This window comes from Hydrogenophaga sp. SNF1 (assembly GCF_034421675.1).
Lineage (GTDB): Bacteria > Pseudomonadota > Gammaproteobacteria > Burkholderiales > Burkholderiaceae_C > Hydrogenophaga > Hydrogenophaga borbori.
This window is the reverse complement of record NZ_CP139793.1, coordinates 1,225,172-1,250,372: the sequence shown is the minus strand read 5'-3', so window position 1 is coordinate 1,250,372 and position 25,201 is coordinate 1,225,172. Positions and strand designations below refer to the sequence as shown.

General features: G+C 65.5%; 35 protein-coding genes and 3 tRNA genes. 15 read left to right on the top strand and 23 right to left on the bottom strand.

Annotated features, from left to right (window positions below):
- Positions 1-18: 18 nt before the first annotated feature.
- The 8 genes from SOM08_RS06130 to SOM08_RS06095 form a co-directional block, all read right to left on the bottom strand.
- Positions 19-309, bottom strand: coding sequence for a hypothetical protein (locus tag SOM08_RS06130; protein ID WP_322470278.1), 291 nt, complete (start codon positions 307-309; stop codon positions 19-21).
- Between the two features lie 18 nt (positions 310-327).
- A complete protein-coding gene (locus tag SOM08_RS06125) occupies positions 328-723 on the bottom strand; it encodes a hypothetical protein (protein WP_322470277.1) in 396 nt (131 codons plus the stop codon).
- A gap of 171 nt (positions 724-894) precedes the next feature.
- Positions 895-1,269 (bottom strand): YdaU family protein, encoded by a 375-nt coding sequence (locus SOM08_RS06120; protein ID WP_322470276.1) that lies wholly within the window; start codon positions 1,267-1,269, stop codon positions 895-897.
- A 1-nt stretch (position 1,270) separates the two neighbouring features.
- Positions 1,271-2,101 (bottom strand): hypothetical protein, encoded by an 831-nt coding sequence (locus SOM08_RS06115; RefSeq protein WP_322470275.1) that lies wholly within the window; start codon positions 2,099-2,101, stop codon positions 1,271-1,273.
- Positions 2,098-3,579 (bottom strand): DEAD/DEAH box helicase, encoded by a 1,482-nt coding sequence (locus SOM08_RS06110; RefSeq protein WP_322470274.1) that lies wholly within the window; start codon positions 3,577-3,579, stop codon positions 2,098-2,100. Before SOM08_RS06110 ends, SOM08_RS06115 begins: the two co-directional genes overlap by 4 nt.
- 8 nt (positions 3,580-3,587) lie before the next feature.
- Positions 3,588-4,472 carry a hypothetical protein gene (locus SOM08_RS06105; protein WP_322470273.1) on the bottom strand — a complete coding sequence of 295 codons (885 nt, stop codon included), beginning with the start codon at positions 4,470-4,472 and terminating at the stop codon, positions 3,588-3,590.
- Entirely contained in the window at positions 4,469-4,756 is a 288-nt protein-coding gene (locus SOM08_RS06100; protein ID WP_322470272.1) for a hypothetical protein, read from the bottom strand. The genes SOM08_RS06105 and SOM08_RS06100 overlap by 4 nt, the downstream gene beginning before the upstream one ends.
- Before the next feature lie 115 nt (positions 4,757-4,871).
- Positions 4,872-5,267 carry a hypothetical protein gene (locus SOM08_RS06095; protein WP_322470271.1) on the bottom strand — a complete coding sequence of 132 codons (396 nt, stop codon included), beginning with the start codon at positions 5,265-5,267 and terminating at the stop codon, positions 4,872-4,874.
- Positions 5,268-5,378: 111 nt separating this feature from the next.
- Here SOM08_RS06095 and SOM08_RS06090 point away from each other — a divergent pair, with 111 nt between their 5' ends.
- Complete coding sequence (locus SOM08_RS06090; RefSeq protein WP_322470270.1) at positions 5,379-5,651, top strand: hypothetical protein; 273 nt, start codon at positions 5,379-5,381, stop codon at positions 5,649-5,651.
- Positions 5,652-5,653: 2 nt separating this feature from the next.
- Here SOM08_RS06090 and SOM08_RS06085 read toward each other — a convergent pair whose 3' ends face one another.
- A complete protein-coding gene (locus SOM08_RS06085; protein ID WP_322470269.1) occupies positions 5,654-5,911 on the bottom strand; it encodes a hypothetical protein in 258 nt (85 codons plus the stop codon).
- Between the two features lie 87 nt (positions 5,912-5,998).
- Here SOM08_RS06085 and SOM08_RS06080 point away from each other — a divergent pair, with 87 nt between their 5' ends.
- The 5 genes from SOM08_RS06080 to SOM08_RS06060 all read left to right on the top strand — a co-directional run bounded on the left by SOM08_RS06080 (position 5,999) and on the right by SOM08_RS06060 (position 8,236).
- Positions 5,999-6,715, top strand: coding sequence for a LexA family transcriptional regulator (locus SOM08_RS06080; protein WP_322470268.1), 717 nt, complete (start codon positions 5,999-6,001; stop codon positions 6,713-6,715).
- 10 nt (positions 6,716-6,725) lie between these two features.
- Entirely contained in the window at positions 6,726-7,106 is a 381-nt protein-coding gene (locus SOM08_RS06075) for a hypothetical protein (RefSeq protein ID WP_322470267.1), read from the top strand.
- A 109-nt stretch (positions 7,107-7,215) separates the two neighbouring features.
- Complete coding sequence (locus tag SOM08_RS06070; protein WP_322470266.1) at positions 7,216-7,806, top strand: LPD29 domain-containing protein; 591 nt, start codon at positions 7,216-7,218, stop codon at positions 7,804-7,806.
- Complete coding sequence (locus tag SOM08_RS06065; protein WP_322470265.1) at positions 7,806-7,940, top strand: hypothetical protein; 135 nt, start codon at positions 7,806-7,808, stop codon at positions 7,938-7,940. Before SOM08_RS06070 ends, SOM08_RS06065 begins: the two co-directional genes overlap by 1 nt.
- The gene (locus SOM08_RS06060) at positions 7,937-8,236 is read left to right on the top strand and encodes a hypothetical protein (RefSeq protein WP_322470264.1); all 300 of its coding nucleotides are present in this window, start codon (positions 7,937-7,939) and stop codon (positions 8,234-8,236) included. Before SOM08_RS06065 ends, SOM08_RS06060 begins: the two co-directional genes overlap by 4 nt.
- Positions 8,237-8,241: 5 nt before the next feature.
- On the opposite strand, the gene SOM08_RS06055 is transcribed toward SOM08_RS06060, so the two are convergent.
- The gene (locus SOM08_RS06055; protein ID WP_322470263.1) at positions 8,242-8,790 is read right to left on the bottom strand and encodes an Arc family DNA-binding protein; all 549 of its coding nucleotides are present in this window, start codon (positions 8,788-8,790) and stop codon (positions 8,242-8,244) included.
- A 97-nt stretch (positions 8,791-8,887) separates the two neighbouring features.
- Between SOM08_RS06055 and SOM08_RS06050 the strand changes: the two genes are divergently transcribed.
- From SOM08_RS06050 to SOM08_RS06025, 6 genes are all read left to right on the top strand, one after another.
- Entirely contained in the window at positions 8,888-9,058 is a 171-nt protein-coding gene (locus SOM08_RS06050) for a hypothetical protein (RefSeq protein WP_322470262.1), read from the top strand.
- Positions 9,059-9,133: 75 nt separating this feature from the next.
- Positions 9,134-9,688, top strand: coding sequence for a hypothetical protein (locus SOM08_RS06045; RefSeq protein WP_322470261.1), 555 nt, complete (start codon positions 9,134-9,136; stop codon positions 9,686-9,688).
- Positions 9,685-10,503 carry a hypothetical protein gene (locus tag SOM08_RS06040; RefSeq protein ID WP_322470260.1) on the top strand — a complete coding sequence of 273 codons (819 nt, stop codon included), beginning with the start codon at positions 9,685-9,687 and terminating at the stop codon, positions 10,501-10,503. The genes SOM08_RS06045 and SOM08_RS06040 overlap by 4 nt, the downstream gene beginning before the upstream one ends.
- A 248-nt stretch (positions 10,504-10,751) precedes the next feature.
- Complete coding sequence (locus SOM08_RS06035; RefSeq protein WP_322470259.1) at positions 10,752-11,036, top strand: DUF4224 domain-containing protein; 285 nt, start codon at positions 10,752-10,754, stop codon at positions 11,034-11,036.
- Entirely contained in the window at positions 11,020-11,268 is a 249-nt protein-coding gene (locus tag SOM08_RS06030; protein ID WP_322470258.1) for a DUF4224 domain-containing protein, read from the top strand. Before SOM08_RS06035 ends, SOM08_RS06030 begins: the two co-directional genes overlap by 17 nt.
- Positions 11,265-12,359: a hypothetical protein gene (locus tag SOM08_RS06025; protein WP_322470257.1), complete on the top strand. Its 1,095-nt coding sequence runs from the start codon at positions 11,265-11,267 to the stop codon at positions 12,357-12,359. The genes SOM08_RS06030 and SOM08_RS06025 overlap by 4 nt, the downstream gene beginning before the upstream one ends.
- 387 nt (positions 12,360-12,746) lie before the next feature.
- Here SOM08_RS06025 and SOM08_RS06020 read toward each other — a convergent pair whose 3' ends face one another.
- From SOM08_RS06020 to folC, 10 genes are all read right to left on the bottom strand, one after another.
- Positions 12,747-13,538: a hypothetical protein gene (locus tag SOM08_RS06020; RefSeq protein WP_322470256.1), complete on the bottom strand. Its 792-nt coding sequence runs from the start codon at positions 13,536-13,538 to the stop codon at positions 12,747-12,749.
- A 232-nt stretch (positions 13,539-13,770) separates the two neighbouring features.
- Positions 13,771-13,847: transfer RNA gene (locus tag SOM08_RS06015), tRNA-Asp, on the bottom strand.
- Positions 13,848-13,914: 67 nt separating this feature from the next.
- Positions 13,915-13,990, bottom strand: a tRNA-Glu gene (locus tag SOM08_RS06010).
- A gap of 83 nt (positions 13,991-14,073) precedes the next feature.
- Positions 14,074-14,149: transfer RNA gene (locus tag SOM08_RS06005), tRNA-Ala, on the bottom strand.
- 74 nt (positions 14,150-14,223) lie between these two features.
- Positions 14,224-15,609: a glutamate--tRNA ligase gene (gene gltX / locus SOM08_RS06000; RefSeq protein ID WP_322470255.1), complete on the bottom strand. Its 1,386-nt coding sequence runs from the start codon at positions 15,607-15,609 to the stop codon at positions 14,224-14,226.
- A complete protein-coding gene (locus SOM08_RS05995) occupies positions 15,606-16,817 on the bottom strand; it encodes an O-succinylhomoserine sulfhydrylase (protein WP_116958141.1) in 1,212 nt (403 codons plus the stop codon). Before SOM08_RS05995 ends, gltX begins: the two co-directional genes overlap by 4 nt.
- 1 nt (position 16,818) lies before the next feature.
- On the bottom strand, positions 16,819-18,321 hold the full coding sequence (gene purF, locus SOM08_RS05990; RefSeq protein ID WP_322470254.1) for an amidophosphoribosyltransferase: 1,503 nt from the start codon (positions 18,319-18,321) through the stop codon (positions 16,819-16,821).
- A gap of 24 nt (positions 18,322-18,345) precedes the next feature.
- Positions 18,346-18,831: a CvpA family protein gene (locus SOM08_RS05985; RefSeq protein WP_116958143.1), complete on the bottom strand. Its 486-nt coding sequence runs from the start codon at positions 18,829-18,831 to the stop codon at positions 18,346-18,348.
- A gap of 13 nt (positions 18,832-18,844) precedes the next feature.
- On the bottom strand, positions 18,845-19,558 hold the full coding sequence (locus SOM08_RS05980; RefSeq protein WP_322470253.1) for an SPOR domain-containing protein: 714 nt from the start codon (positions 19,556-19,558) through the stop codon (positions 18,845-18,847).
- Between the two features lie 29 nt (positions 19,559-19,587).
- Complete coding sequence (folC, locus tag SOM08_RS05975; protein WP_116958145.1) at positions 19,588-20,934, bottom strand: bifunctional tetrahydrofolate synthase/dihydrofolate synthase; 1,347 nt, start codon at positions 20,932-20,934, stop codon at positions 19,588-19,590.
- 56 nt (positions 20,935-20,990) lie between these two features.
- Here folC and SOM08_RS05970 point away from each other — a divergent pair, with 56 nt between their 5' ends.
- From SOM08_RS05970 to argG, 3 genes are all read left to right on the top strand, one after another.
- A complete protein-coding gene (locus SOM08_RS05970) occupies positions 20,991-21,338 on the top strand; it encodes an arsenate reductase (RefSeq protein WP_116958146.1) in 348 nt (115 codons plus the stop codon).
- 81 nt (positions 21,339-21,419) lie between these two features.
- Complete coding sequence (locus SOM08_RS05965) at positions 21,420-21,737, top strand: pyrimidine/purine nucleoside phosphorylase (protein ID WP_116958147.1); 318 nt, start codon at positions 21,420-21,422, stop codon at positions 21,735-21,737.
- Between the two features lie 19 nt (positions 21,738-21,756).
- Positions 21,757-23,088 carry an argininosuccinate synthase gene (argG, locus tag SOM08_RS05960; RefSeq protein WP_116958148.1) on the top strand — a complete coding sequence of 444 codons (1,332 nt, stop codon included), beginning with the start codon at positions 21,757-21,759 and terminating at the stop codon, positions 23,086-23,088.
- Between the two features lie 80 nt (positions 23,089-23,168).
- On the opposite strand, the gene SOM08_RS05955 is transcribed toward argG, so the two are convergent.
- Genes SOM08_RS05955 through murB form a run of 3 tightly spaced genes read right to left on the bottom strand, consistent with a single transcriptional unit; the run spans position 23,169 to position 25,191 of the window.
- Complete coding sequence (locus SOM08_RS05955) at positions 23,169-23,714, bottom strand: DUF4256 domain-containing protein (RefSeq protein WP_322470252.1); 546 nt, start codon at positions 23,712-23,714, stop codon at positions 23,169-23,171.
- A 57-nt stretch (positions 23,715-23,771) separates the two neighbouring features.
- Positions 23,772-24,122: a DUF2200 domain-containing protein gene (locus SOM08_RS05950; RefSeq protein ID WP_116958150.1), complete on the bottom strand. Its 351-nt coding sequence runs from the start codon at positions 24,120-24,122 to the stop codon at positions 23,772-23,774.
- Positions 24,123-24,138: 16 nt separating this feature from the next.
- Positions 24,139-25,191, bottom strand: coding sequence for a UDP-N-acetylmuramate dehydrogenase (murB, locus tag SOM08_RS05945; protein ID WP_116958151.1), 1,053 nt, complete (start codon positions 25,189-25,191; stop codon positions 24,139-24,141).
- Between the last annotated feature and the right edge of the window lie 10 nt (positions 25,192-25,201).

Below are 25,201 nucleotides of genomic sequence, written 5' to 3'. Positions count from 1 at the left end.
ACCCGCTCAAGCGCACGGTCAGGCCGCGATGTGCTCTTCAAGCATGCGCAGCCCGCGCAGCTTCCAATCGGTTGGGATTTGGCCACGGCGCCGTCCGGTGCAGATGTCACGCACGTGGGTCTTGCTCACCGCCACCTTGCCGTCGTCGAACTTCTTGGCGATCTGGCCAAAGCTCAGGCCCTGCTCCCTGAGCCACAGGATGAGTTCGACGTCCTCATCGCTCAGCTTGGCACGCGCGTGGTCCTGGCCCACGGCATAGCCTCGGTCGTTGACGCCGACGTACCTGGTTGGTCGCTTGCGTTTCACCACGATCACCCCTTAGGTTGGTCACTTTGGGTATCGCCACGTGAAAGTGGCGGCGTGGTGCGAGCACTCAACCAGCGCCACAGAGACGCGCCCGTCAGGCTTTCCCAGAAGCCGCGCGTCGGCCTTGAGCAACCGCTGCGCCAATGTTGGGACGTGCTGCGAAGGCGGCGGCAGTCCTTGGGCCAGCTCACCCCGGCGCACCGGCGAGTGAGCCCGTCCCGCTGCCAGGATCCAGTCGATCGCCTTCTGCAGACTCTCGGCGTCCTCGGCGAAGAACTCCGCGTTGTAGTCCAGCGCGTTCATCAGGCGATCAGCCTGATCCTGGTTGGCGTCGCGCGCACGCTCCAGCGCATAGACGATCTGTCGCGTGGGCTCGTTCAGATGGGCGAGTTGTTGGCGGGTCAGGATTTCAGCCATGACCCCCCCTTTCCACCCGGCCAAAACGTATTCCACCGAAGGTAGGAATACTGTGAGGGTGAGGGTGCATCGCCAAGTATTCCGTCACGCATTGCGATCGCACACCTCGCCGCAATGCGTTTGGCATGCGATTCGCATTGCGATCGCATTGCGATTGGTATGCGAATCGCATCACTCGTCCCCCCCGTTGAGTCCCCAGCGAGAGCGTGCGGCAATGGCGCCGGCCTTCGACGCCTTCTCTACCTTTGCCCTCGCCTTTTCCAGCTCAGCGCGTACCCTCTTGTGCACCCAGCTGTCGTTGCTGGCAAAAAAGAACGGCTCGATCACCGGTTGGATCCGGGCCCAGCCCTGTGGAGTCATGCGCGTGATCGCTGCCAGCGCGGCAGGGTCGCCGGGCAACTTCCCATCGGCCTTCCAGCTCGCCATCAACAGCAGCAGGTAGGCGCCATGCTGCTCTGTCGTCAGGTGCATCGTGTCGCCCAGATAGTCCGCGATGTACAGCGGCATCCAGTGGTCGTGTTTTGGGGGCTTTTTGGGTGATGCCATGTCACGCAGCCTTGAGGAGAGCGCTCCGCAGGGCCTGCGAGGCCTTGAACAGGCTCGTGCACTGGTGGAAGTCGTTGAAGTCCTGCCCCACAGAGGGGGGCATGTAGTACGGCCAGCCGGTTTCCTTGGCGACACGCTCGCCGGTCAGCGATGCGTCGTTGTCTGCGACGACCAGGCCCTGGGGCAGCTCCTTGGCCAGGCGCCCGAGGTTGTGCGCGCTGAAGCACACGAAGATGGTGAATCGGGCCTTGAGAGCGGAGAGTGCCGCTCGGATGGACAGCGCCGTGGCATACCCCTCGCACAGCACGATCGGCCCGCGGCTGTCGAAGACGAAAGCCGCATCGCTGGTGCGCTGGCCAGACAGAAACCGCTTTTCGCCGGTCTCGCTGATCAACTGGCAGCCGACCAGGTCCTTTCCGACGCGCATGGGGATGACCAGCATCAGCCCGCGCTTGCTCTGCCACACGTTCGCTCGCTCGTCTGGAAAGCCCTTCGACACCAGATAGGGGTGCGTCGCCAGCTCGCACTGCGACAGGATCCACTCAGCTCGCTCGACCGCCTTCTTCTGCTTTGCCGCGATTTCCTGCTGAGCCTGCCGTGCCACGCGCGCGATCTCGGCGTGGTTGACCTTGGACTCCGTGCCATCGCGCCACACCGCTACATCGGTCATGGTGGAATGCTCTTGAGCGAATCCATGGTCGCCCATGTACTTCACCGAGCCGTTGCGCTTCTTCGGGTGGGTGACAGTTGGGTAGCGCTTCCAGCGCCCCACCGGCGGCACCGTGTCGATCACGATGCCGAGCCCACGGCAGAAGTCGATGAAATCGCTCATGCCGCCTGCCTGCCCTTCGCCCAGGCGATTTGCCGACTCTTAACCCACCCCTTCACCTCAGCCGAGGGCGGCATGGCGGCTTCAAAGTGCAGATCGCGCGGCCAGACGCCGAACTTCTCCCGGTACTTGGACGGGGTCCAGGCCTCTTTGTAGCCACGCTCTCGCTGGATGTAGAGCAGCATGGAGTACCACTTCTGCTTCGTCTCCTTGCTGGCGCCAGCCTTGCCGCCTTCGAGCTTAGTCAACTCGCCCGGCACCGTGACCACCTCGTTTCGCTTGAGGCGCACGAACCCGCAGCACGGGCAGGTCTCGGCACCGGTCGGCCAGATGCGCGAGCAGCGCGGGCACTTGGCCTCCTGCTTCTCTCGCTCGGTCGGCTCCTTCTTGGGCTTCTCCCGGCCCTCGTCGATCTTGGTGATGCCGTTGAAGAACACGTCATCCCAATCCTTCTGGAACCGCACGTAGTTACCCGAGTGGTCAAGCCAGAGGGCAAACTCCTTGCCAGGCGCGCAGCGCATGACGCGGCCCATCTGCTGGATGTGGGACGACAGCGACTTGGAGAACGGTCGGGCGCTGATTCCGATCATCACGTCCGGTACGTCGAAGCCCTTGGTGAGGATGTCCGTGGCGATCAGGCCCACGATGTCGGTGTCGGGCTTGGCGAACTCCTTGATCGCGTCATCTTTGAACTGATCGTCATCCTTGTACGACAGCGACAGGAAGTTGTAGCCAGCCTCGGCGAATTTCTGCGCGAGGTCAGCGGCGTGGGCCACACCCGATGCGAACACCACCGTCTTGACCGGCCCGCCGAACACCTCGTGCGTCTTCTTCACCCACTCGGCCACGATGTCACCGGTGATGGCGATGCCCCTGTCCTCGGCGTCCCTGCTCGACCATTCACCGGCCACTTTTTTGGCGCCGGTCATGTCGATCTCCTTGGCCACGAACACCTGCAGCGGAACGAGCCGCTTGCGCTCGACCAGCTCGGCGGTGGTAACCGCTGACACCACGTTGGTGTAAGTCTTGCCCAGGCCCTTGGTGAAGGGGGTGGCGGACAGGCCCACAACCCACACGTGCGGGTTGTTCCGGATGAACTCGATCGTCTGCTTGCGCGTCTGGTGGGCCTCGTCCACGATCAGCAGCTTGAGGTTGGGGAAGCTGCCGCGCTTCTCCAACGTCTGCGCGCTACACACCTGGATCAACTCCTGCGGCCTGAAGCGCCAGTGCCCCGACTGCAGCACACCGTGCCCGATCCCGTACTTGTCCAGGCGTTCGCTGGTCTGGTTGCACAGGACGATTCGATCCAGCACCATTGCCCCTCGGTTGCCCTTGTTGCCGGTGGCCTCCAACAACTCCATCGCCATCTCGGTCTTGCCCGCGCCCGTGGGCGCGACCAGCATCTGGACGCGGTGACCGGCGATGAACCCATCGCGCAGCTTGCCCAGGATCGCCTCTTGGTAGTCGAAGAGTGTCAGCACGGAATGACTCATGCAGTGACCGCCCCGGCCTTCTCGGCCTGCTTGCGCCAGTGCTTGATCTGCTGCTCTTTCTGGGCGGACTCGCGCATGTAGGTGTCGCGCGAGGCTTTCACGGCGTCCAGCTCAATCTGCAGCACGCGCACCTGCTCGCGGAGCTGCGCGATCGTGTCAGCGGCGGCGGTTTTCTCCTCCTCGCTCGCGTCCATCGCCTCGACCGCGAGCCGGTCGTTGAGACGGTCGTTCTCTTCGGAGAGGATGCGCACCGCCTCTTGAGTCTCGGACAGCTTGTCAATCACCTCGGCCGCTTGCTCCTGGGCCTTGTCGCGCTCCTGTACCGCCTTGAGGGCTTGGAGCTGCGCGTCCTTCTTGCTGCCTGGCTCGGGAGGCTTGCCCTTCGGTGACGACGGGCCGGAAACTGCAACTGGCGACCTTTTTTCGGCTCGCGGAGTGGTAACCGTTACCACTTCCGGCGGTTTCCGAAGGCTGGCCACAAAGGGGTGAGTGACGCCGCAGGCCTCGGCGATCTTCCGGTCGCTCCACTGCGACCACTCAGGGTCGGCCAGCAGGGTCAGCACGGACTTGCGCTTGTCGGCATTGGAGCGGCGCAAGCCATGAGCGCCGTTCGCACCCAAGGAATAGAGGATGGCGTCGCGGACCGTACCCTCACGAACCTCGGCGCCAATCGAGGCCTTGCCCGCCTGCTTGTGTGCGTGGTATCGGTGGAAGCCGTCAGCGAGCCACTGGTCTGCTCCATCGTTGAACACGACGATGGGTGGGAAGTCGATGCCGACTTTGACCGCCTCGGCATAGTCGCCAACCACTTCCATGTCGATCTCGACGCGGGACTGGGTGCCGCCATCGATGCGGATGGCGTTGATGTTCAGCTTCTTCATGCTCGTGCTTTGGTGATTGCGGACCGTGTCGCCAGTGCGGCGGCGCGGGGCGAGTTGGCGGAAATCTTGGTGACGTACTGATTGCTGCCGCGCTCCGGCCAGTCCATCCAAGTCACGACGTACGCGGCACGCTGAGACGCGGTCAGCGATCGAAACCAAGCCGTGGCCGTCATGGCTTCGACTTCTGACTGCGTCATGGGGATGACGCCCTCCTTCATTCCCTCGATCTGCTCCGCACTCAGCGTTGGGAACGCCGCTGCAAGCGGGTGCTGGCTCAGTTCCATGTGATTCCTTCGTAGTCAAGCACCCAGCGGGCGCGTGAGATGGAGCAATGGCGCACGCTCCAGTACAGGAGCCGGCCTACGTAGGTGACGCGCTTGCGAGCGAGTGCGACGAGCCTCATGCCGCTACCTTCCCGCTGACGTTGAGACTGGTGATGGCGCGCTCGATCCGTTCGGCCATGGCGCTGTCACCGCGGCGGAACTCGCGGTACTCGCGCAGCAGCTCGGTGAGTTCGTCGCGTGGGTTGACGGGCTGGGGCTCGGCGTAGCTCAGCATGTGGGACATGTGAGCAAAGGCGCTGTGGTGGCCGATGTCGCGCGCCATGCGCAACAGCAGCATCAAGTGATCGGGGCTCAAGCGCTCGGGCTTGTCTTCGTTGAGGCAGGCCAGCAGGTGGCGCTGCGCTGCCAAGGGGTCCTTCTCCGGCCAGAGCCTGGCAGCGACCACCTTGGACCCTCCGAGGGCCTTAACGGCGTCGATCAGCGCGTGGTTGAGCGACTCGTACTCGTTCATGTGGGGCGTTCCTCCTCGTTCCCAATCGAGAGCGCCGAAACCGATGCCACCGGCTGCAGTTGGGAACGCTTGGGATGCGCTGGCGGAGTGCTCGGCTGAAACTGCATAGCCATGAACACAACCAACACCGACAAAAGCACCGCGACCGCCACGCCGGTCATCCACAGCAGCCAGCACATGCGCGTCGTCACCAATGCGCCCGCAGGCTTTGCGCGAGAGCTGATCAGTTGCGTGACCGTCCTCGAACTGCGCTGGGTAGGCGACGAACTGCGCGTCTTCTTCACCATGCGCGAGACGCGAATACCCGCCGGGGGCGGTGCGCGTCGCAGCGCTTCGTTACGCGGGGTGCGTGGGTCGGCTCGCAACATCGGGGATTCGCGATGAAGTCAGACGACAGAAGCAGCCATTTGGTGGGGCGCTCCCTCGCGGATCGCGCGCTGGGCGTTCGCTCGATCGGTCAGCGGAATGTCATCAATGGTCAGCGCGCCACCCGAGAGGGCCACGAACACATCGGCCATGCCGAGATCGACCTTGCGGCCGGCGAAGGCGATCTGGTTGCAGTGGCCCCGGGTCGTTCCGGCCTGTTGGGCGAAGGATTCGCGCTCGTTGACGGGTTTGCTGGTGTAGAAGGTCTTGAAGTCCATGGGGCCTCGCTTTCGCCCCGATCATTACCCGCAGGTAACTTCTTGTCAACACCTGCAGGTAATTTACCTTCTGGTAATTTCACACCGATGGATATCTTCGAGCGCCGACGCGCGAATCTCAGACTCCTGTTGACCAAGATCACGCAGGCGGAGCTTGCGCGCCGCTCCGGTGTCGCGCCCAGCTACATCAGCCGCGCACTGAAAGAGCCGGGCGACGACGGCTACAAGAACATCGGAGAGGTCACTGCGCGCAAGCTGGAGGCTGGAGCCAAGAGGGTCGAGGGTTCGCTCGACCTCATGCCAACCGCGTTCGAGCTGGTGATCGCGAACGCAGCCGACGCCAGCCTCAGGCCTGCCATGCCAGATGACGTCGAGATCCGCCAGTTCGATGCAGGCGGAGGCATAGGCAGCGGCCGTCTGCTGCTCGACGACCAACCCGGGGTGATCAAAAGTTGGCACGTCGATCAGGACTGGCTGCGCCTGAACGTGCGCAACTACACCGCCGTGCAAAACCTCTGCATCGTTACCGGCTTCGGTCCGTCGATGCGCCCCATGTTCAATCCAGGTGATCCGCTACTCGTGGACCGCGGAGTGCGTGAGGTCGTGACAGACGCGGTCTACTTCTTCCGAGTTGGCAGGCAGGGCTATGTAAGAGTTCTCCAGCGCATTCCCACCTCCGAAGGGACCAAGTTGCGCGCCAAGGCGAAGAACCCCGACTACGATCCATTCGACATCGACATGAAGGCAATGGACTTTGAGGTACTGGGCAAGGTGCTTACCGTCTGGAAGAGCGAACAATTCTGAGGAGGACTCCATGCGCACCACTATCACAGCCATCGCCCTCCTCGCCGCCGTTTCTGGCTGCGCCACCAACTCGGCGAACATGCGTGTCGGGACCGACATGAGTTACGCCAGCCTCAAGGAGCAGCGTGAAGCTTCACAGGCCGTACAGGTGGTGCGACAGGCGCCTCAGGGGGCGACGATGCTTGGCCAGATCGATGCGTCTCGCTGTCATCGCAACACGCTCCACAGCGAGCCCACCGATGCCGAGGTCCTTCTCGACCTGAAGGTGGCCGCATACGCCCGTGGCGCAGACGGGATCACCGGCGTGAACATCACGAAGGCTTCCGGCTTGATGCAGAACTGCTGGGCGATCCTGAACGGCACGGCCCAGGCCTTTCAGGTAAAGAAGTGACCGCTCAGCGACCGCAAGTGAAAATATTTACCTGTAGGTATTGACCCGGTTAATTACCCTGGGGTAATCTAGCGCCGTGGCCTGAATGAGGCCGTCATCGGAGCCAGATATGCAATACCTCTCCTGCGCCGACACCGCCAAGCTGGTGCGGCAAGCTCTAAAGGAAGCCTTCCCCGGCATCAAATTCTCGGTGCGCTCCAGCACCTACAGCGGCGGCGCTTCCATCCGGGTGGGCTGGATCGACGGCCCCAACGCTGCCCAAGTCGAAGCTGTGGCCAAGGTCTTTGAAGGCGCCTACTTCGACGGCATGCAGGACTACAAAGGCTCGCTGAGCGCCCTGGTGGATGGTGTGGTGACCAGCTTCGGCGCTGACTACATCTTCTGCGAACGCGGCAACAGCGACGCCGCGGTGCAACGCGCCATCGACTCGGTCTACCGGCGCCTACAGGGCAACTTCGAAGAGCGCGGCATCGCCAAGCCCACGCTCGCCGAGTACCGCAGCGGCAATCTGTGCAATGTGGCGATCACCACCAGCGGGTGGGATGCCTACTGGAACTTGCAGAGCTGGATCACGCGCACTGTGGTCAAGGCCAGCGACCGCCTGGCGGTGGCGAAGTCCAAGACCGCCGGCAAGGTGATTCAGTTGGGCGGCGATGGCTACGGCCAGGGCGGCACCCTGCAGGTCGCGGAGGTGGCGTGATGTACCGCATCATCGACATCCGCACTCAGAAGCCGGTCGGCAAGCCCTACAAGAGCGCGAGTCGCGCGCGGGCCCGCCGCGACAAGCTCGACCTGCAGCACGGCGCAATCCGCTATCGGGTGGTGTCTGCATGACCGCGCTGGCCAGCACCACCACGGCGGAGCTGCAGGCCATGCGCAAGCGCCTGGAACAGCAGATTAGGAGCGCCGAGGGCATAGCCAAGGCGTTCAAGCGTGCCCGCGATCTGTACGCCACCAAGGAATGGGCCGACCGCGTGTCCGGCCTCTGCGCGGAGCTGGAGCAAGTGCGCTACGAACTCACGTCGCGCGGTACGACCCTCGGCGGCTGGCTGGACAAGCGCGATCTGCCGTGGGTGGTGCCCATGGTCCTCTGCTTCGTGATCATGGGCATCGTCGAGGTGCTGGGATGAGCGCCCTACTCTTCCGGCCAATTGATCTTGACGCGCCGTCGCTTGGGCGTTTCGCTGGAGGCAATCGACTTGATGTCCTCGCGAGCTTTCGCAATCTCCAACCGGATCGTGTGCAGTTCTTCCTCAATCTCTCTCACAGACTTCCGGTCTTCGCTCGCCTTGGTACGCAAGCGCTTCGCTGCAACGAGATCACCGCGATCCTCGGCTTGGTCGGCCTCAGCCTCCAAACGTTGCACATGTGCATGTCCACGCTCCACCCTGTCGCGGAAAACAAGCTCCTGAGTGGCAAGGCTCTGCTGCATGTGACGCAAGCGAAGCTCGGCTTCGTCCCGGGAGCGCGCCGCCAATTGTTCCTCCAGAGCGGCCAGCCGGTTGATCACGGTAGTAGTGGCGTCTTCCCTCGCATCACCGATCCCTACGGACGAAAAGCTTTGCTCCAGGCGAGCGACAACCTCCGCAGTGAGGGACCGCTTGTTCTCCTCCGCAGCCCTATCGAGCGCCTCCTTGAGGCCCTCCGGTATGCGCATGTAGATCGTCGGATCGGTTCTCGCCATTTGTCGCCTGCGCAAAAAACCACTTGCGAAGTCTATGCACCGTGCATAGACTTCGATGTGTGCACAGAAAGTGCACAGAAGCTAGGAGTTTAGACCAATGAACGCGAAACCCGGAGGTTCCAAGCCCATTCAGTTGCGACTCGACGCCGAGACTCATCTGAAGTTGCAACAGGAAGCCGCTCGCCAAGAGCGTTCCATGACGTGGCTGGTGAACCGCATCCTCGCCGACGCCCTTAAGGCGTTGCCGCCTGCGCCCGCAACTTCTTAGCTCACAAAAGGTGAAGCCCCAGCAGGGTGAGAGCTGCTGAGGCTTCGAGATCAACACGCTAGTACCAACCAGAGAGTGATCAAGATGGATTCTAAAACGCGAGAGTGCTATCCGGGTGCGGGCCTGCCGTTCATCACGACGGCCGCCTCCAGCGACACTGCTCCGATCAACCACTTCGATGTGCAGCGGCAGGAGTATTGCGATGGGCTCACTACCGGCATGCATGCCGTCTACCGCCTCATGTTTGCAATCGAGACTGGTCCGCTCAAAGACTTCGGTGGCGAGGTGGCGGAAGACGAAGATGAGCTGTTTCGCTATGTCGTTGAGGACGTGATCAAGGCGATGGTCGATGGCATCGACGACCGCCGTGGCGCTGCCGTTGGCTTCCTCTGCGCCATGAGCCGCTTGCTGCGTGACCACGCCATGGGCAAGCCCTGGCGCGAGTCCATGATGGACGCCATTGCCGACGACAACAACTTCGCATTGGGCGAGTACGAATCGAGCCTGAAGCGCAATGCCGACCTGGTGAAGGCGGTGACGCCCGCGCAGCCCGTGTCGCTGGCTGTCGCGCCTAAGGCCACCAAGAAGCCGCGCGCCACCAAGCGCGCCACCGCGGGAGCGCTGGCATGAGCGCCGAGTCCCCCAACGAAATGCCGGAACTCGACCCGGGATGCCTCGCATGCCAAGCCGAGTACGTCCTGGCCGAACTGGACGACGGCCACGCCGCGCGACAGGCCTTGAGCGCCTTCCTCCGCCAGTCGAACGAACGCCTCTTCGCCGCCATTGAATTGGCTGAGAAAGCCGGCGATTCGCCGACCTGGGAAACGATTGAGCCGTTGGAAGCCTCAAGCGTGGACCTGCTGTATGCCCTCGGGTTGTTCGAGGCGATCCTCGGCGAGGCCGACGACCCGGCGATGGAGGCCGTCGGCACCCTCTTGCGCTTGGCCAAGAAGCGCGTGGACGAGATGACCTCATCGATGGTGCCCAGCGCGAACGCTGCGCGTGTGGCCACTCCAGCAACGGCCGCCACAGCCGAGGACAACACGCTGCGCGACCAAGCACTGGCGATCAGCACCCTCAACGGTCTGCTGGCGAGCCTGCGCGCGGCGCAGGCGCTCGACGAAGGCGGGAGTACCTGCTGGCGGGTGATAGATCACGCGCTGCAGGCGTACGAGCCCGCAATGGAGCACCTGCGCGCAGGCAACCGCGAGGACGCCATGAACGAAGCCCACGAGGGCGATTCATTCGTCCAGGCCGCCGCTGCGCTTGCTGCCAGCGCCGGCTATCAGAGCTACTGCAGTGCTGACCTTGCCACCGCACTCGCGGAGGTGTCTCAGCGTCTGGATCAATTCAGCAACGACCTCGATAGCGGCGGCCGTTTCTACCCGCAGGACCCGCCGCTGGCGCCCAAGCCAACCGGGGCCAAGAAGGCGGTGGCAGCATGACTTCCACTGTGCTTGTGGTAAGTGGCAGGATGCGCGATTTCGAACGACCATCTGCAAGGCCATGGATCTCGCACTTCTCACACTCGACGACATCGCCGCCATCTACAAGACGAGTCGCGCTCAGGCGCGCAACATCGTCAAGACTCCGGGGTTTCCCGATTTCGCGCCCGGGACCACGTGGCGTCAACCACGATGGATCGAAAGCGAGGTTTGGACTTTCATTCGCCGAGGCCGGCCACCACGGGACGATGAAGATGCCGAATGAGGGATTCCTGACAGACGAAGACGTTCGACGGCTGACTGGCTTCGCACGCGCCTCTGGTCAGGAAGCTTGGCTCAAGAAGGAGGGCGTACCGTTCAAGCGCCGTGGGCCCGTGGTACTGGTGCTGTGGACGCACATTGAGCGTTGGATTGAAGGCGCGCCAACTCCGACGAGGTCAGGAATAAATTGGGCCGCGCTCGAAGAGTCGAACGCGAAGACCGTCGCCTACAACGAACGAATCGCGAGGAAGAACCGTGAGCGCGGCATCTGAAATCCTATTGTCGGACGCGGATGTTGAAGCCTTGACCGGGTATTCCATCGCGACAAAGCAGCTTCAAGTGCTGCATCGACGAGGATTCCATCGGGCGTACATCAATCGTCGCGGCCAGGTGGTGCTTGAACGCTCTCACTACGAGTCGGTGTCCCGCGGCGAGGCCGCCGCCCAAGCGGGCCAGCTCAAGGCGGCCAACCTCACCATGTTTCGCCAGAAGCGGGCAGCATGATCCGCGCTCGCGCGACCCCTGATGGTCTGCCCTATCGCGTCTACGAGCGCTACGGCAAGCGCCGGTACAGCATCGGCTACAAGATGACCAGCGGGCGCTGGGCGTTCCGCTTCGACTGCGCCGTGGAGGACACCGCCCAGATCAAGACGCTGCGGCGCAAGGCCATTGAGGAATCCGCCCGCGTGATCGAAGACCGACCCCAGGGCGGTTTCAAGGGCCTGGTGACGGCCTGGTTCGAATGGCAAGAAGCCCTACCGGCGAGCGACGCCCGCAAGCGCGCCGACAGCACCATCGCCGAGAACAAGCGCGAAGCCGAGAACCTGAAGAAGGCTTGGGGCCACTTCGACCTGCACGAGATCACGAAGCCGATGGGATACGAGTATCTGGAGGCCTGCCTGCTCGCCGGCCGACCCGAGAAGGGAAACAAGGAGATGTCGCTGGCGCGCGTGATGCTAGAACACGCGATCCGCAAGGGCGCACTTGATGTGAACCCGCTGGACGGCCTGGAGAAGCTGCGCCTGGAGAAGGTGAAGCGCTACGTCACCGACAGCGAGCTGGCCCTGGCGGTGGAGGTGGGGCGACGCTGCGGCGGCGCGCGCCACATCGTCGCGCTGGCGCTTCGCACCGCCTGGCTGTGCGTGCGCCGATCCGTGGAGGTGCGCGCCCTGACGCGCGACGCGATCAAGGAGACCGGCATCCTGTGGAAGGACGGCAAGAGCAAGACCAAACCGGCGGTGCTGATTGAGTGGAGCCCTGAGCTAAAGGCCACCATCGACGAGGCCCTCGCCGTGAAGCGCTTCGCCGTCGCCGGCACGATGTTCGTGTTCGGCAACATGCGCGGCCAGCGCTACACGAAGGGTGGCTGGAAGGCCATGCTGGACGACCTCATGCGGGAGTGCGAAAAGGAAGCGAAGGCGCGGAAGATCGCATTCACGAAGTTCAGCCTGCAGGACTGCCGGCCGAAGGGCGTGAGCGACAAGCTGGAGGCCGGCCACGCGGACACCCAGGACGCCACGCTGCACACGGACGGGAAGATGATCGCGAAGGTCTATGACAGGCGCCAAGCGCGTCGGGCAAAGCCAGCCGCGTGACTCAAGGGAACGCTGACGTCTTCTCCAGAATCAATGCCGCCGTGGCTGCAACGCTGCGCGCTTCGGCTTGGTCGACTTTGTCTTGGAGCTCATAGTCAGCCACCTTGCGACGCACTCGTAGGGCGTCAAGCTGGGCGCCAAGAATCCGAGATTTGGACGCTGCTACAGGGTTCGCCCCGGGAGCAGGATGTCTCAGTTGGCTGCACAACCGCTGATGGGATCCGTTTGCGTTCACTACAGATCCGGGCACTGGCATCTGATCGTGCCAGCCGCTACAAGCGTGATAGGCCGCGTAGTAGGCTCGACTCAGCGCACTCCTCCAACACGCTTCATCGGCGCCGTCCGCGAGCGCCGTAGCAACCACGTGAATGTCTTGCGGGCCGACGCTCATGCCGGCTCGTACTGCAGAGCTTCCGCTCCTTGGCCAAGCACTTGGACATAGAAGCCAGAACGATCCAAATCGCGCTCTACGAGCAGTTCAGAAAACCGCCACCCCAGTTCTGCCGCCTGAGCTGGAGTGATAGCGAACCTGAAGCTAACGGTCAAAGCCGACTCATCATCGACATCTGACAACACGGACATGCCCGGAAAGTCGTCGAGCCACACAAGGCCTTCAGCACGCACCACTTCACCTAGAGTGTCGAGGACACGCATGCAGTGCTGATCATCGATACCAAGCCTGTCCAGGACATCCACAGCTGCGCGCGCAGCTTCAATGTCTTTCGTCAATTGGAGTACCTCACCTCGCTGGCGCGACTCATCCACAGCAGACAGAACCGCATGAAAGCCACCTGCCATGAGCAAACGATGGGCAAGGTTGTGAAACTGCAGCCCTTCACGTCGCGCGACAAGTTCCACGCCGAGCTTGAAGGCATCAGAGAAGTACATGCGATTGACCAAGTGAGAAAGGCGCGCTGCCTTAGCTACTACGCCTCCCTGATTCGCAGCAGCGTTCGCGAAGAGGCGCTCAGCTTGCGTGTCGTCACCTACCAAACCGACTAACACGCCCTCCAGGCAGTTGCCCTCGACCACATTGGTCTTTGCCAGGTCTTGGGCGTCACGCACCAGCCGACGAAAAGTCATCGACTCCTTCGCGTTGACATTTCCCACGCTGCGAATGAAAGCACGAACGCGGCCTTGCAACTCCTCAGCTTTGGAGAGCGGCTGTGGTGCGACCATAGGTGAGTGAGGTGAAGAAGTTGGAGCTCCCGTAGCCCCCCGGATGAGACATTGTGACCGCCCTGGCGGCAAGGAACACTCCTGCTTGTCGCCTATTGCACAACGTGTGTCGTTCGTGCTACGAAGCAAAGCGCTGCGCTACTTCAAGTCAGAGGATATTCCAAAAGCCAAATTCCTCATTCCAAAAAGGCCAACGGGTTACGCGATTTCTCACGTAACCCGTTGATTTTCTTGGCGGAGTGGACGGGGCTCGAACCCGCGACCCCCGGCGTGACAGGCCGGTATTCTAACCAACTGAACTACCACTCCTGGCAGGCGGCTTTCGTTCTTTCGAACCAAGTGCCACGACTTGTGCCTACTTGCCTTGCGGCTTGTTTGGCGACCCTACGGGGATTCGAACCCCGGTACTCACCGTGAAAGGGTGATGTCCTAGGCCTCTAGACGATAGGGTCATAACCTGGACGGAAGCCTCGCATTGTATCAGCGGCAGTGTCTGCTTTTCCTGCCGTCGCTACCATGCGCGACTTCGAAACTGTGGTGGAGGTAAGCGGGATCGAACCGCTGACCTCTTGCATGCCATGCAAGCGCTCTCCCAGCTGAGCTATACCCCCACAGGGTTCGCTGTTCCGTTTCGCTGATCACTCAGCGTTGCGTCCTAGCGAGCCTCGAATTATATGCCAGAAATTCAGGCTTTCTGAAGTCGCTCGATCACAAGTTCTCGCGACTGCAGTTCGAGCACCGCATCGAGCGACGGCGTCTGGGCCGTGCCCATCACCAGCACACGCACCGGCATGGCCAGTTGCGGCATCTTCAAGCCGTGTACAGCGAGCACCTGCTTGAGCGCGCCCGAGATCGCGGGCTTGTCCCACGCTGGCAGTGCGGCCAGGGCCGAAGCCAGCGCGGCCACGGCAGGCTTCACGGCCTCGGTGACGTGCTGCGCGGTTTCTTGTGCGCTCGGGTTCACGTCGGCATAGAAGGCCGCGGCCCAGTCGGCCAGCGCCACGGTGGTGTCGCAGCGGTCCTTGAACAGCGCGCAGATGCGCGGCAGGCGCTCGTCGGCCACCAGGCCGCGTTTCTTCAACTGCTCGGCCACCAGCGGTGCGAGCGCTTCGTCGGCCATGGCCTTGAGGTGCTGGGCGTTGACCCAGCGCAGCTTGGCCTCGTCGAACTGCGCGGCGCTGCGGCCGAGGTGGTCGAGGTCGAACCACTCGAGGAACTGCGCGCGGCTGAAGATTTCGTCGTCGCCGTGGCTCCAGCCCAGGCGCGCCAGGTAGTTCACCATTGCGTCGGGCAGGTAGCCCTCGTCGCGGTACTGGGTGACGGGCTTGGCGCCGTTGCGCTTGCTCATCTTCTCGCCCTGCTCGTTGAGCACGGTGGGCAGGTGCGCGTACACCGGGGGTTCCTGGCCGAGGGCGCGGAAGATGTTGATCTGGCGCGGCGTGTTGTTCACGTGGTCGTCGCCGCGGATCACGTGGGTGATGGCCATGTCGATGTCGTCCACCACGACGCAGAAGTTGTAGGTGGGCGTGCCATCGGGGCGTGCGATCACGAGGTCGTCGAGTTCGTCGTTGCGGATCTCGATGCGGCCCTTGACCTTGTCGTCCCAGGCCACCATGCCGCCCTGCGGGTTCTTGAAGCGCAGCACGGGCTTCACGCCCTCGGGCACCGGCGGCAGGGTCTTGCCAGGCTCGGGGCGCCAGGTGCCGTCGTAGCGCGGCTTTTCCTTGGCGGCCATCTGGCGCTCGCGCAGGGCGTCGAGCTCCGCCACGCTCATGTAGCAGGGGTAGACCAGCCCCTGGGCCTGCATCTGCGCCAGCACCTGCTTGTAGCGGTCCATGCGCTGCATTTGGTAGAAGGGCCCCTCGTCGGGGTCGAGGCCCAGCCAGGCCATGCCTTCCAGGATCACGTCGACCGCGGCCTGCGAGGAGCGCTCCAGGTCGGTGTCCTCGATTCGCAGGATGAAGTCGCCCTGCTGCGAGCGCGCGAAAGCCCAGGGGTACAGGGCCGAGCGGATGTTGCCGAGGTGGATGAAGCCGGTCGGCGACGGCGCGAAACGGGTGCGGACTTTCACGGGAGGGTGTCGAGGCCGCGCGAGAGGTCGGCCTGCATGTCGTTGATGTGTTCGAGGCCCACGGCCACGCGGATCAGGCCCTGGCCGATGCCGGCCGCCTGGCGCTGCGCTTCGGTGAGGCGGCCGTGCGAGGTGCTCGCGGGGTGCGCGCACAGGGTCTTGGTGTCGCCCAGGTTGGTGGACAGCGAGAGCACGCGCAGCGAATCGAGCACGTGGAAGGCGCGCTGGCGGGCCTGCTCGGGGTTGGAGGCCTTCACGTCGAAGGACAGCACCGCGCCACCGATGCCGCTCTGCTGCTTCATGGCCAGCGCGTGCTGCGGGTGGCTGGGCAGGCCGGGGTTGTGCACGCGCGCCACCGCGGGGTGCGCCTCCAGCCAGCGGCCCAGCGCGAGCGCGTTGGCGCTTTGCGCGCGCAGGCGAATGTCCAGCGTCTCCAGGCCCTTGAGCATGACCCAGGCATTGAAGGGCGCGAGCGTCATGCCCGCGCTCTTCATGATGGGCAGGAACTTCTCGGTGACCAGGGCCTGGCTGGCGCACAGCGCGCCGGCCATGACGCGGCCCTGCCCGTCGAGGTACTTGGTGCCCGAGTGCATGACGATGTCGGCGCCGAAATCCATGGGGCGCTGCAGCGCGGGCGTGGCGAAGCAGTTGTCCACGCACAGCAACGCGCCGGCGTTGTGCGCCAGATCGGCCAGGGCCTGGATGTCGCAGACCTCGGTGAGCGGGTTGGTGGGCGTCTCGGCGAACAGCAGCCTGGTGGTCGGGCGCAGCGCGGCCTTCCAGGCGCCCACGTCGGTCTGCGGGACAAAGCTCGACTCGACGCCGAACTTCGCCAGGTCGCTGCCGATGAGCTTGATGGTCGAGCCGAACATGGACTGCGAACACACCACGTGGTCGCCCGCCTTGAGCAGGCCCAGGCACATGAGCAGGATGGCCGACATGCCCGAGGCCGTGCCCATGGCGGCCTCGCTGCCTTCCAGCGCGGCGAGGCGGCGCTCGAAGCTGGTGACCGTGGGGTTGCCGTAGCGGCCGTAGGTGAAGCCCTCCTCATCGCCCGCGAAACGGCGAGCCGAAGATTCGGCCGAGGACTGCACGTAGCCGCTCGTGAGGTACAGCGCCTCGGAGTTCTCGCCATAGGGGCTTCGATCGACGGCCTCGCGCACCGCCAGGGTGTCGCGGTGCAGGGTTTTTCTCAGCGCGTCGTCCAACTCAGGCCTCCTGGGCGTTCGGCAGTGCCAGGCGGGAGGTGTCTTCTTCGCCCTCCTCGCTTTGCGGGCGGCCCTGGTTGAGCCGTTCGATGTCTTGCGGCGTGATGTCGCCGGTGACGTAGACGCCGTCGAAGCAGGAGGCGTCGAAGCCGTCGAGCTGGGCGTTGAGCGAGCCCACGGCCTGTTTCATGCCGTCCACGTCCTGGTAGATCAGCGCGTCGCAGCCGATGATCTCGCGCACCTCCTCCACCGACCGGCCGTGCGCCACGAGTTCGCCGGGCGTGGGCATGTCGATGCCATAGACGTTGGGGAAGCGCACCGGCGGCGCGGCGCTGGCCAGGTAGACCTTGCGCGCGCCGGCGTCGCGCGCCATCTGCACGATCTCGCGGCTGGTGGTGCCGCGCACGATGGAGTCGTCCACCAGCAGCACGTTGCGGCCCTTGAACTCGCTGCCGATGACATTGAGTTTCTGGCGCACCGACTTCTTGCGCACGGCCTGGCCCGGCATGATGAAGGTGCGGCCCACGTAGCGGTTCTTCACGAAGCCTTCGCGGTAAGGCAGGCCCAGCAGGCGCGCCAGCTCCATCGCGCTCGGGCGCGAAGACTCGGGGATGGGGATCACCACGTCGATCTCGTTCGGCGGCACGGTGGAGATGACGCGCTTGGCCAGCGTGGTCCCCAGGTTCAGGCGCGCCTGGTAGACCGAGATGCCGTTCATGACGGAGTCGGGCCGCGCCAGGTAGACGTACTCGAAGATGCAGGGTTTGAGCACGGCGTCGGGCGCGCAGCGCTCGGCGTGCATCTCACCGTCGAGGCTGACGTAGACCGCCTCGCCCGGCAGCACGTCGCGCTCGAAGTGGAAGCCCGTGCCTTCGAGGGTCACCGATTCGCTGGCCACCATCACGCTGCCGTCCTGGCGACCGATGCACAGCGGGCGGATGCCGTAGGGGTCGCGGAAGGCCAGCAGGCCGTGACCCGCGATCAGGGCCACCACCGCGTAGGAGCCTTTCACGCGCGCGTGCACGCCGCGCACGGCGTCGAACACGTCGGCCGGCTTGAGCGGTTCACCGCGCGTGCACTTCTCCAGCTCGTGCGCCAGCACGTTGAGCAGCACCTCGGAGTCGCTCTCGGTGTTGATGTGGCGGTGGTCGGTCTGGAACAGCTCCTGCTTGAGCGCCTGGGCGTTCGTTAGGTTGCCGTTGTGCACCAGCACCAGGCCGAAGGGCGCGTTCACGTAGAAGGGCTGGGCCTCTTCCTCGCTGTAGGCGTTGCCGGCCGTGGGGTAGCGCGCCTGACCCAGGCCGCAATTGCCCGGCAGGGCACGCATGTTGCGGGTGCGGAAGATGTCGCGCACCATGCCCTTGGCCTTGTGCATGAAGAACTTGCGGCCCTGCTGGGTGACGATGCCCGCGGCGTCCTGACCGCGGTGCTGCAGGAGCAGCAGCGCGTCGTAGATGAGCTGGTTCACCGGGGTCTGGCTGACGACGCCGACGATTCCACACATGATGGTGTCCTTGGGTTCAGAAGTTCAGGGGATGTAGCGCGCGAGCGGGTCGGGCAGCAGGGGTTTGGCCTGGCGCAGCGCGCCGCTCAGTGCGTTGGCGGTGGGCGAGTCCTGCCACCAGGCGGCCGATTGCATCTGCGTCATGGCAATGACCAACGCGACGGCGAGCAGGATGACCAGGCCCCGCAGCAGGCCGAAGGCGCCGCCCAGGACGCGGTCGACCGGGCGCAGGCCCACGGTGTTGACGAATTTCTGCACCAGCCAGGCCAGCACGCCGCCGAGAAAAGCGACGGCGATGAAGACCAGCGCGAAGCCGATGGCCAGTTGCAGCGGCGGCGCGACCTTGTCGATCGGCAGCCAGGGCACGACGTCGTCGGCGAAGGCCTGGGCGAACAGGAAGGCGGCCACCCAGCCCAGCACCGACAGCACCTCGAACATGAGCCCGCGCCACAGGCCCAGCAGCACCGACAGCAGCAGCAAGGTGAGCAGCACCCAGTCGGTCAGCAGCATGGCGGCCCTCCTTTCAGAGGGTCAGGATGGCGGCCGGCAGGCCCAGGGACTTGACGCGCGCGGCGGCCTTCTCGGCCTCGGCGCGGCTGTCGAAGGGGCCCACCCGCACGCGCACGCGCTTGCCCTCCGCCGTCTGGGCCACGTTCACGTAGGTCTTGAGGCCGGCGCGCTCGAGCTTCTGGCGCGTCTCGCGGGCGCGGGCCTCGTCGGCGAAGGCGCCCACCTGCACCACCACGCGCTCGTTCGCGGTGGAGGCGGCGGCGGGCGGCGCCTGGCCGCGCAAGATGGCCTGGGCGCGCGCGGCCTCGGCGGGGTCGCGCTTGGGCGGCTCGGGCGCGGGTGCGGGTGCTGGAGTGGGCGCTGGCGCCGGTGCCGGGCTCGGCGCGGGGGCCGGACTGGGGGCCGGACTGGGGGCCGGCGTGGGCACCGGTGCTGGCGAGGGAGCAGGCGCCGGCGAGGGGGCCGGGGCCGGCGAAGGGCTGGGCGCCGGGGCGGGCCGGGCCGTGCTGGCCAGGGGCGGCGCGGCGTCGCGGCCCGGAATGTCGATCGGGATATCCACCGCGATCGGGCGCGGCTGGCTGTCGAACAGCAGCGGAAAACCGATGACGCCAGCGGCCACCAGGATGCTGGCGCCGATGAGCCGGTGGCGCGCCCGGCGACGCACCGCTTCGATGGTGGGAGGCGATGCGTTGGCGCCGCCCTGGGAGCCGGAGCGTGGGCTGATCATGGGGTCGCGAGGGCCTTGGTCGGCACGGTTCAGGCGGCGAGATGCGGTGCCGCGAGCTTCGGCAATCCGTCCTGCAGCACACCACCGACGGTGTAGAACGAGCCAAAGACGAGGATTCTATCAGCGGGGTCCGCCGCGCTCAGGGCTGCGGTCAATGCCTCGCGCGGGTCGCGGTGCAGGCTGGCGTCGCGTCCCCCGGGTCCCTTCAGTCCCTCCACCAGGGGCTTGAGGTCGGCGGCCCGGCTGGCGCGCGGCAGCGGCAGGTCGGTCAGGTACCAGCGGTCGATCAGCGGCGCGATGCGCGCCAGCATGGTGCCGAGGTCCTTGTCGGCCATGGCACCGAACACGGCGTGCGTGCGCGGGTAGAAGCCCATGGCGTCGAGGTTGGCGGCCAGCGCGGCCACCGAATGCGGGTTGTGCGCCACGTCCAGCACCAGCGCGGGCCGGCCGGGCACGATCTGGAAGCGCCCCGGCAGCTCGACCAGCACGAAGCCGGTGCGCACGGCCTGGGCCGTGACCGGCAGGCGCCCGCGAAGGGCCTCGATGGCGGCCAGCGCGCCGGCCGCGTTGAGCAGCTGGTTGGCGCCGCGCAGCGCCGGGTAGGCCAGGCCGCTGTAGCGGCGCCCGCCGTGTGAGGGGTGCATGGCCCAGCCCCACTGCTGCTGGTCGCCCGCGACGTGGAAGTCGACGCCCACGCGCCAGAGCTCGGCGTCGATCTCACGCGCGTGGTCGATCAGGCTCTGCGGCGGCGCCGGGTCGCTCACCACCACGGGGCGGCCGGTGCGCATGATGCCGGCCTTCTCGCGGCCGATGCTCTCGCGATCGGGGCCCAGCAGGGCCATGTGGTCCAGGTCGATGCTGGTGATGACCGCGCAGTCGGCGTCGAGGATGTTGACCGCGTCGAGCCGGCCGCCCAGGCCGACCTCCAGGATGGCCACGTCCACCGCCTCGCGCGCGATGGTGCGCAGGATGGCCAGGGTGGTGAACTCGAAATAGGTCAGGCTCACCTCGGGCTCGCCGCCCTGCCCGCGCCGCGCCACGTCCACCTCGGCCATGGCGGGCACCAGCGTGTCGGCCGACACCACCTCGCCCGCGATGCGGCAGCGCTCCTCGAAATGCACCAGATGCGGCGAGCTGTAGACGCCCGTGCGGTAGCCCGACTGGGTGTAGATGGACTCCAGCATGGCGCAGGTGCTGCCCTTGCCGTTGGTGCCGGCCACGGTGATCACCGGGCAGCTCAGTTGCAGGCCCATGCGCCGCGCCACGGTCATCACGCGCTCCAGGCCCATGTCTATGGCCTGCGGGTGCAGGCGCTCGGCGTGGGCCAGCCAGTCGGCCAGCGTCACGGGGTGATCGGGAACGGGGATCTCAAGCATCCCGCGATTGTCCCACCCGCCCCCTGGCCCGACGCGGCTGGCGGACAATCCCGCCCATGATCACGCTGCATGGCATCCCGAACTGCGACACGGTGAAAAAGGCGCGCGCCTGGCTGGACGCCAACGGCCGCGAACACCATTTCCACGATTTCAAGAAGCTCGGCGTGCCCGAAGCCGGGCTGGACGCCTGGCTGGCCAGCGCGGGCTGGCAGACCCTGGTGAACCGCAAGGGCACCACCTGGCGCCAGCTCGACGAGGCCAGCCGCGCCGCCGTGGTGGACAGCGCCAGCGCGCGCCGCCTGCTGCTCGAGCGGCCCAGCCTGATCAAGCGGCCCGTGGTGCGGTGGAGCGATGGCGCCATCACCGTGGGCTTCGATGCGGCCGACTGGGCCGCCCGGCGCTGAGCCGCAGCCCGCCCCCCCAACCGCCCTCCCAGGGCCGCGACCTAAAATCGCGGCTTTGCCTTCTCCACGCCCTCCAGCACCATGACCACCACCCAGATCAGCGGCGTCACCGTCGCCACCCAGGCCAACGTCTACTTCGACGGCAAATGCGTGAGCCACAGCCTCACCCTGGCCGACGGCACGAAACAATCGGTGGGCGTGATCCTGCCCGCCACGCTGACCTTCAACACCGGCGCGCCCGAGGTCATGGAATGCGTGGCCGGTGGCTGCGAATACCTGCTGGCCGGCAGCAGCACCTGGGTGAAAAACGGCCCGGGCGACCAGTTCAGCGTGCCCGGCAACAGCAGCTTCCAGATCCGCGTGAGCGAGGCCTACCACTACATCTGCCGTTTCGGCTGAGCCACCACAGGACACCGACATGGCCACCATCCTGCAACACCTGCCCACGCAACAGAAAGTCGGCATCGCCTTCTCCGGCGGCCTGGACACCAGCGCCGCCCTGCTGTGGATGAAGAAGAAGGGCGCCCTGCCCTACGCCTACACGGCCAACCTGGGCCAGCCCGACGAAGACGACTACGAGGCCATCCCGCGCAAGGCCATGGCCTATGGCGCCGAGAAGGCCCGCCTGATCGACTGCCGCCTGCAGCTGGCGCACGAGGGCATCGCCGCGCTGCAGTGCGGCGCCTTCCACATCAGCACCGCCGGCATCACCTACTTCAACACCACGCCGCTGGGCCGCGCCGTCACCGGCACCATGCTGGTGGCCGCCATGAAGGAAGACGACGTCCACATCTGGGGCGACGGCTCCACCTTCAAGGGCAACGACATCGAGCGCTTCTACCGCTACGGCCTGCTCACCAACCCCAGCCTCAAGATCTACAAGCCCTGGCTGGACCAACGCTTCATCGACGAGCTCGGCGGCCGCAAGGAAATGAGCGAGTTCCTCATCGCCAACGGTTTCGACTACAAGATGAGCGTGGAGAAGGCCTACAGCACCGACAGCAACATGCTCGGCGCCACGCACGAGGCCAAGGACCTGGAGCACCTGAACTCGGGCATCCGCATCGTCAACCCCATCATGGGCGTGCCCTTCTGGCGCGAAGACACCGTGGTCAAGCCCGAAGAGGTGACGGTGCGTTTCGAGGACGGCCAACCGGTCGCCCTCAACGGCCAGAGCTTCGCCAGCCCGGTCGATCTCATCATGAAGGCCAATGAGATCGGCGGACGCCACGGCCTGGGCATGAGCGACCAGATCGAGAACCGCATCATCGAGGCCAAGAGCCGCGGCATCTACGAGGCCCCCGGCCTGGCGCTGCTGTTCATCGCCTACGAGCGCCTGGTCACCGGCATCCACAACGAAGACACCATCGAGCAGTACCGCATCAACGGCCTCAAGCTGGGCCGCCTGCTCTACCAGGGCCGCTGGTTCGACCCGCAGGCCATCATGCTGCGCGAATCGGCCCAGCGCTGGGTGGCGCGCGCGGTCACGGGCGAGGTGACGGTCGAGCTGCGCCGCGGCAACGACTACTCCATCCTCAACACCGAGAGCCCCAACCTCACCTACGCGCCCGAGCGGCTGTCGATGGAGAAGGTGGAGGACGCGCCCTTCACGCCGCTGGACCGCATCGGCCAGCTGACCATGCGCAACCTCGACATCACCGACACGCGCGGCAAACTGGGCGTGTACAGCCGCACCGGCCTGCTGACGAGCGGCGACGGCACCGACATGCTCAAGCTCGGCAAGGACTGAAGCAGGTCCACCGCTTGCGCTCGAAGGGCTCGCCATCTGGCGGGCCCTTTTTTTTTGATCACCGTCGGCCTTCGCCGCGATCAGACCCGCAGCAGCCCCCGAAAGCCGCGCGACGCGTAGTAGGACTGCACGCCGTTGTGGTACGTGAACACCTGGCCATAGCGGCGGTCGCAGAACAGGGCCCCGCCGAGCGCGCGCACGGCTTTCGGGGTGGCGATCCAGCTGGAGGTCTTCAGGTCGAACTCGCCCAACTCCTGCAGCCGGCGGTACATCGCCTCGTCGAGCATCTCGACGCCCATCTCGGCGGCCATCTCCATGGCGCTGCCTTGCGGCTTGTTCTCCTTGCGCGCGTCCAGCGCCTCGCGGTCGAAGCACAGGCTGCGCCGGCCCGTGGGCGTCTCGGCCGCGCAATCGCAGAAAAGGATCACGCCCGAGGCCTTGTCGCGCCCGATCACGTCGGGCTCGCCGCCCGAGGCCTCCATCCGGTGCAGGGACGACAGGGCGCCGGGGTTCGACCCCAGCCGCGCCAGCACCTCGTCCCAGGCCATGCCCTTGTGGCGCTTGGGGTGCTTCTCGAACCGGGTCTTCAGTGTTTGCAGCAGCTGTTCACGTTCGGTGGGTTTCATGGCTTCCGTGGGACCTCCGGGTTGGGAAATGGCCAAGTGTTCGGGGCCCGGGCCCGCTCACTGCCTCAGGATCTTGTCCATCGCCTTGCCTTTGGCCAGTTCGTCGACCAATTTGTCCAGCTGGCGGATCTTGCGCATCAGCGGGTCGTCCACCTCTTCGACGCGCACACCGCACACCAGGCCCGTGATCCGTGCGCTGTTCGGGTGAAACGCGGGCGCCTGGGCAAAGAAGGTCTCGACGTCGCTGCCCTGCTCGATCTGGCGGCGCAGTCCCGCCGCGTCGTAGCCCGTCAGCCAGCCGATGACCTGGTCCACCTCCTCGCGGGTGCGCTGCTTGCGCTCGGCCTTCTGCACGTACAGCGGGTACAGCTGGGCGAACTTCATCGAGAAAACGGGGTGGCCAGCCATGGCATGCCTCCTGGGTTCAGATCACCACCGGCTCCGGCTCCAGCCGGATGCCGAAGCGCTCATAGACGCTGGTCTGGATCGCCTTCGCCAGCGTGACCACCTCGCCCCCGGTGGCCCCGCCCCGGTTCACCAGCACCAGGGCCTGCTTGTCGTACACGCCCGCGTTGCCCACGCCGCGCCCCTTCCAGCCGCAGGCGTCGATCAGCCAGCCCGCGGCCAGCTTCACCGTGCCATCGGGCATGGGGTAGTGCACCACCTTGGGCTCGCGCGCGATGATGTCGGCGCACTGGTCCAGCGTGACCGTGGGGTTCTTGAAGAAGCTGCCCGCGTTGCCGATCACCGCCGGGTCCGGCAGCTTGGCGCGCCGGATGGCGCAGATCCAGTCGAAGATCGTCCGCGCGTCAGGCGTGGTGTTGCCGGTTTCGGCGATCTTGCGCTCCAGGTCGGCATAGCCCAGCACCGGCTTCCAGGCCTTGGGCAGCCAGAAACGCACCCGAGCGATGAGCGCGCGGCCCGCCAGGCCGAAGTCGCGCGCATCCGTGGGTGGGTGCTTGAACACCGAGTCGCGGTAGCCGAAGCCGCACTGCGCGGCGTCCAGCGTGAACCCCTCACCCGAACGCAGGTCGATGGCGTCCAGCGAATGGAAGCGGTCTTGCAGTTCCACGCCATAGGCGCCGATGTTCTGCACCGGCGAGGCGCCCACGGTGCCGGGGATGAGCGCCAGGTTCTCCAGCCCGGGCCAGCCCCGCTCCAGCGTCCACTGCACGAAGGCGTGCCAGTTCTCGCCCGCGCCGGCCTCCACCAGCCAGCCCTTGGGCGTTTCCTCCACCAGGCGCCGGCCCGCGATCTCCACCTTGAGCACCAAAGGCCTCACATCGCCCGTGATCACCAGGTTGCTGCCCCCGCCCAGCACGAAAGGCGGGGCCTCGCGGGTGAGTTCCGGCCAGTCGTCCGAGGCCCGCAGCGCGGCCAGGTCGGCCTCGGCGCGAATGCGCGCGAGGCGGTGCGCCTTGGCCACGATGCCAAAGCTGTTGTAGGCCTGTAGAGGCACCTGCTTCTCGACTATCATGGCCGCGATT

Excerpts from the sequence above, each read along its gene's own strand:
- SOM08_RS05955 (WP_322470252.1), bottom strand. The coding sequence starts at position 23,714 with ATGAAACCCACCGAACGTGAACAGCTGCTGCAAACACTGAAGACCCGG.
- SOM08_RS05965 (WP_116958147.1), top strand. The coding sequence starts at position 21,420 with ATGACCACCACCCAGATCAGCGGCGTCACCGTCGCCACCCAGGCCAAC.
- folC (WP_116958145.1), bottom strand. The coding sequence starts at position 20,934 with ATGCTTGAGATCCCCGTTCCCGATCACCCCGTGACGCTGGCCGACTGG.
- SOM08_RS06055 (WP_322470263.1), bottom strand. The coding sequence starts at position 8,790 with ATGGCGAGAACCGATCCGACGATCTACATGCGCATACCGGAGGGCCTC.
- argG (WP_116958148.1), top strand. The coding sequence starts at position 21,757 with ATGGCCACCATCCTGCAACACCTGCCCACGCAACAGAAAGTCGGCATC.
- SOM08_RS05980 (WP_322470253.1), bottom strand. The coding sequence starts at position 19,558 with ATGATCAGCCCACGCTCCGGCTCCCAGGGCGGCGCCAACGCATCGCCT.
- SOM08_RS06075 (WP_322470267.1), top strand. The coding sequence starts at position 6,726 with ATGCGCACCACTATCACAGCCATCGCCCTCCTCGCCGCCGTTTCTGGC.
- SOM08_RS06070 (WP_322470266.1), top strand. The coding sequence starts at position 7,216 with ATGCAATACCTCTCCTGCGCCGACACCGCCAAGCTGGTGCGGCAAGCT.
- SOM08_RS06020 (WP_322470256.1), bottom strand. The coding sequence starts at position 13,538 with ATGGTCGCACCACAGCCGCTCTCCAAAGCTGAGGAGTTGCAAGGCCGC.
- murB (WP_116958151.1), bottom strand. The coding sequence starts at position 25,191 with ATGATAGTCGAGAAGCAGGTGCCTCTACAGGCCTACAACAGCTTTGGC.
- SOM08_RS06040 (WP_322470260.1), top strand. The coding sequence starts at position 9,685 with ATGAGCGCCGAGTCCCCCAACGAAATGCCGGAACTCGACCCGGGATGC.
- SOM08_RS06115 (WP_322470275.1), bottom strand. The coding sequence starts at position 2,101 with ATGAGCGATTTCATCGACTTCTGCCGTGGGCTCGGCATCGTGATCGAC.
- SOM08_RS05950 (WP_116958150.1), bottom strand. The coding sequence starts at position 24,122 with ATGGCTGGCCACCCCGTTTTCTCGATGAAGTTCGCCCAGCTGTACCCG.
- SOM08_RS06125 (WP_322470277.1), bottom strand. The coding sequence starts at position 723 with ATGGCTGAAATCCTGACCCGCCAACAACTCGCCCATCTGAACGAGCCC.
- SOM08_RS05970 (WP_116958146.1), top strand. The coding sequence starts at position 20,991 with ATGATCACGCTGCATGGCATCCCGAACTGCGACACGGTGAAAAAGGCG.
- SOM08_RS06100 (WP_322470272.1), bottom strand. The coding sequence starts at position 4,756 with ATGGAACTGAGCCAGCACCCGCTTGCAGCGGCGTTCCCAACGCTGAGT.
- SOM08_RS06035 (WP_322470259.1), top strand. The coding sequence starts at position 10,752 with ATGAAGATGCCGAATGAGGGATTCCTGACAGACGAAGACGTTCGACGG.
- SOM08_RS05985 (WP_116958143.1), bottom strand. The coding sequence starts at position 18,831 with ATGCTGCTGACCGACTGGGTGCTGCTCACCTTGCTGCTGCTGTCGGTG.
- SOM08_RS06060 (WP_322470264.1), top strand. The coding sequence starts at position 7,937 with ATGACCGCGCTGGCCAGCACCACCACGGCGGAGCTGCAGGCCATGCGC.
- SOM08_RS06085 (WP_322470269.1), bottom strand. The coding sequence starts at position 5,911 with ATGGACTTCAAGACCTTCTACACCAGCAAACCCGTCAACGAGCGCGAA.
- SOM08_RS06095 (WP_322470271.1), bottom strand. The coding sequence starts at position 5,267 with ATGAACGAGTACGAGTCGCTCAACCACGCGCTGATCGACGCCGTTAAG.
- SOM08_RS06065 (WP_322470265.1), top strand. The coding sequence starts at position 7,806 with ATGTACCGCATCATCGACATCCGCACTCAGAAGCCGGTCGGCAAGCCC.
- SOM08_RS06050 (WP_322470262.1), top strand. The coding sequence starts at position 8,888 with ATGAACGCGAAACCCGGAGGTTCCAAGCCCATTCAGTTGCGACTCGAC.
- SOM08_RS06105 (WP_322470273.1), bottom strand. The coding sequence starts at position 4,472 with ATGAAGAAGCTGAACATCAACGCCATCCGCATCGATGGCGGCACCCAG.
- purF (WP_322470254.1), bottom strand. The coding sequence starts at position 18,321 with ATGTGTGGAATCGTCGGCGTCGTCAGCCAGACCCCGGTGAACCAGCTC.
- SOM08_RS06025 (WP_322470257.1), top strand. The coding sequence starts at position 11,265 with ATGATCCGCGCTCGCGCGACCCCTGATGGTCTGCCCTATCGCGTCTAC.
- SOM08_RS06080 (WP_322470268.1), top strand. The coding sequence starts at position 5,999 with ATGGATATCTTCGAGCGCCGACGCGCGAATCTCAGACTCCTGTTGACC.
- SOM08_RS06090 (WP_322470270.1), top strand. The coding sequence starts at position 5,379 with ATGAACACAACCAACACCGACAAAAGCACCGCGACCGCCACGCCGGTC.
- SOM08_RS06120 (WP_322470276.1), bottom strand. The coding sequence starts at position 1,269 with ATGGCATCACCCAAAAAGCCCCCAAAACACGACCACTGGATGCCGCTG.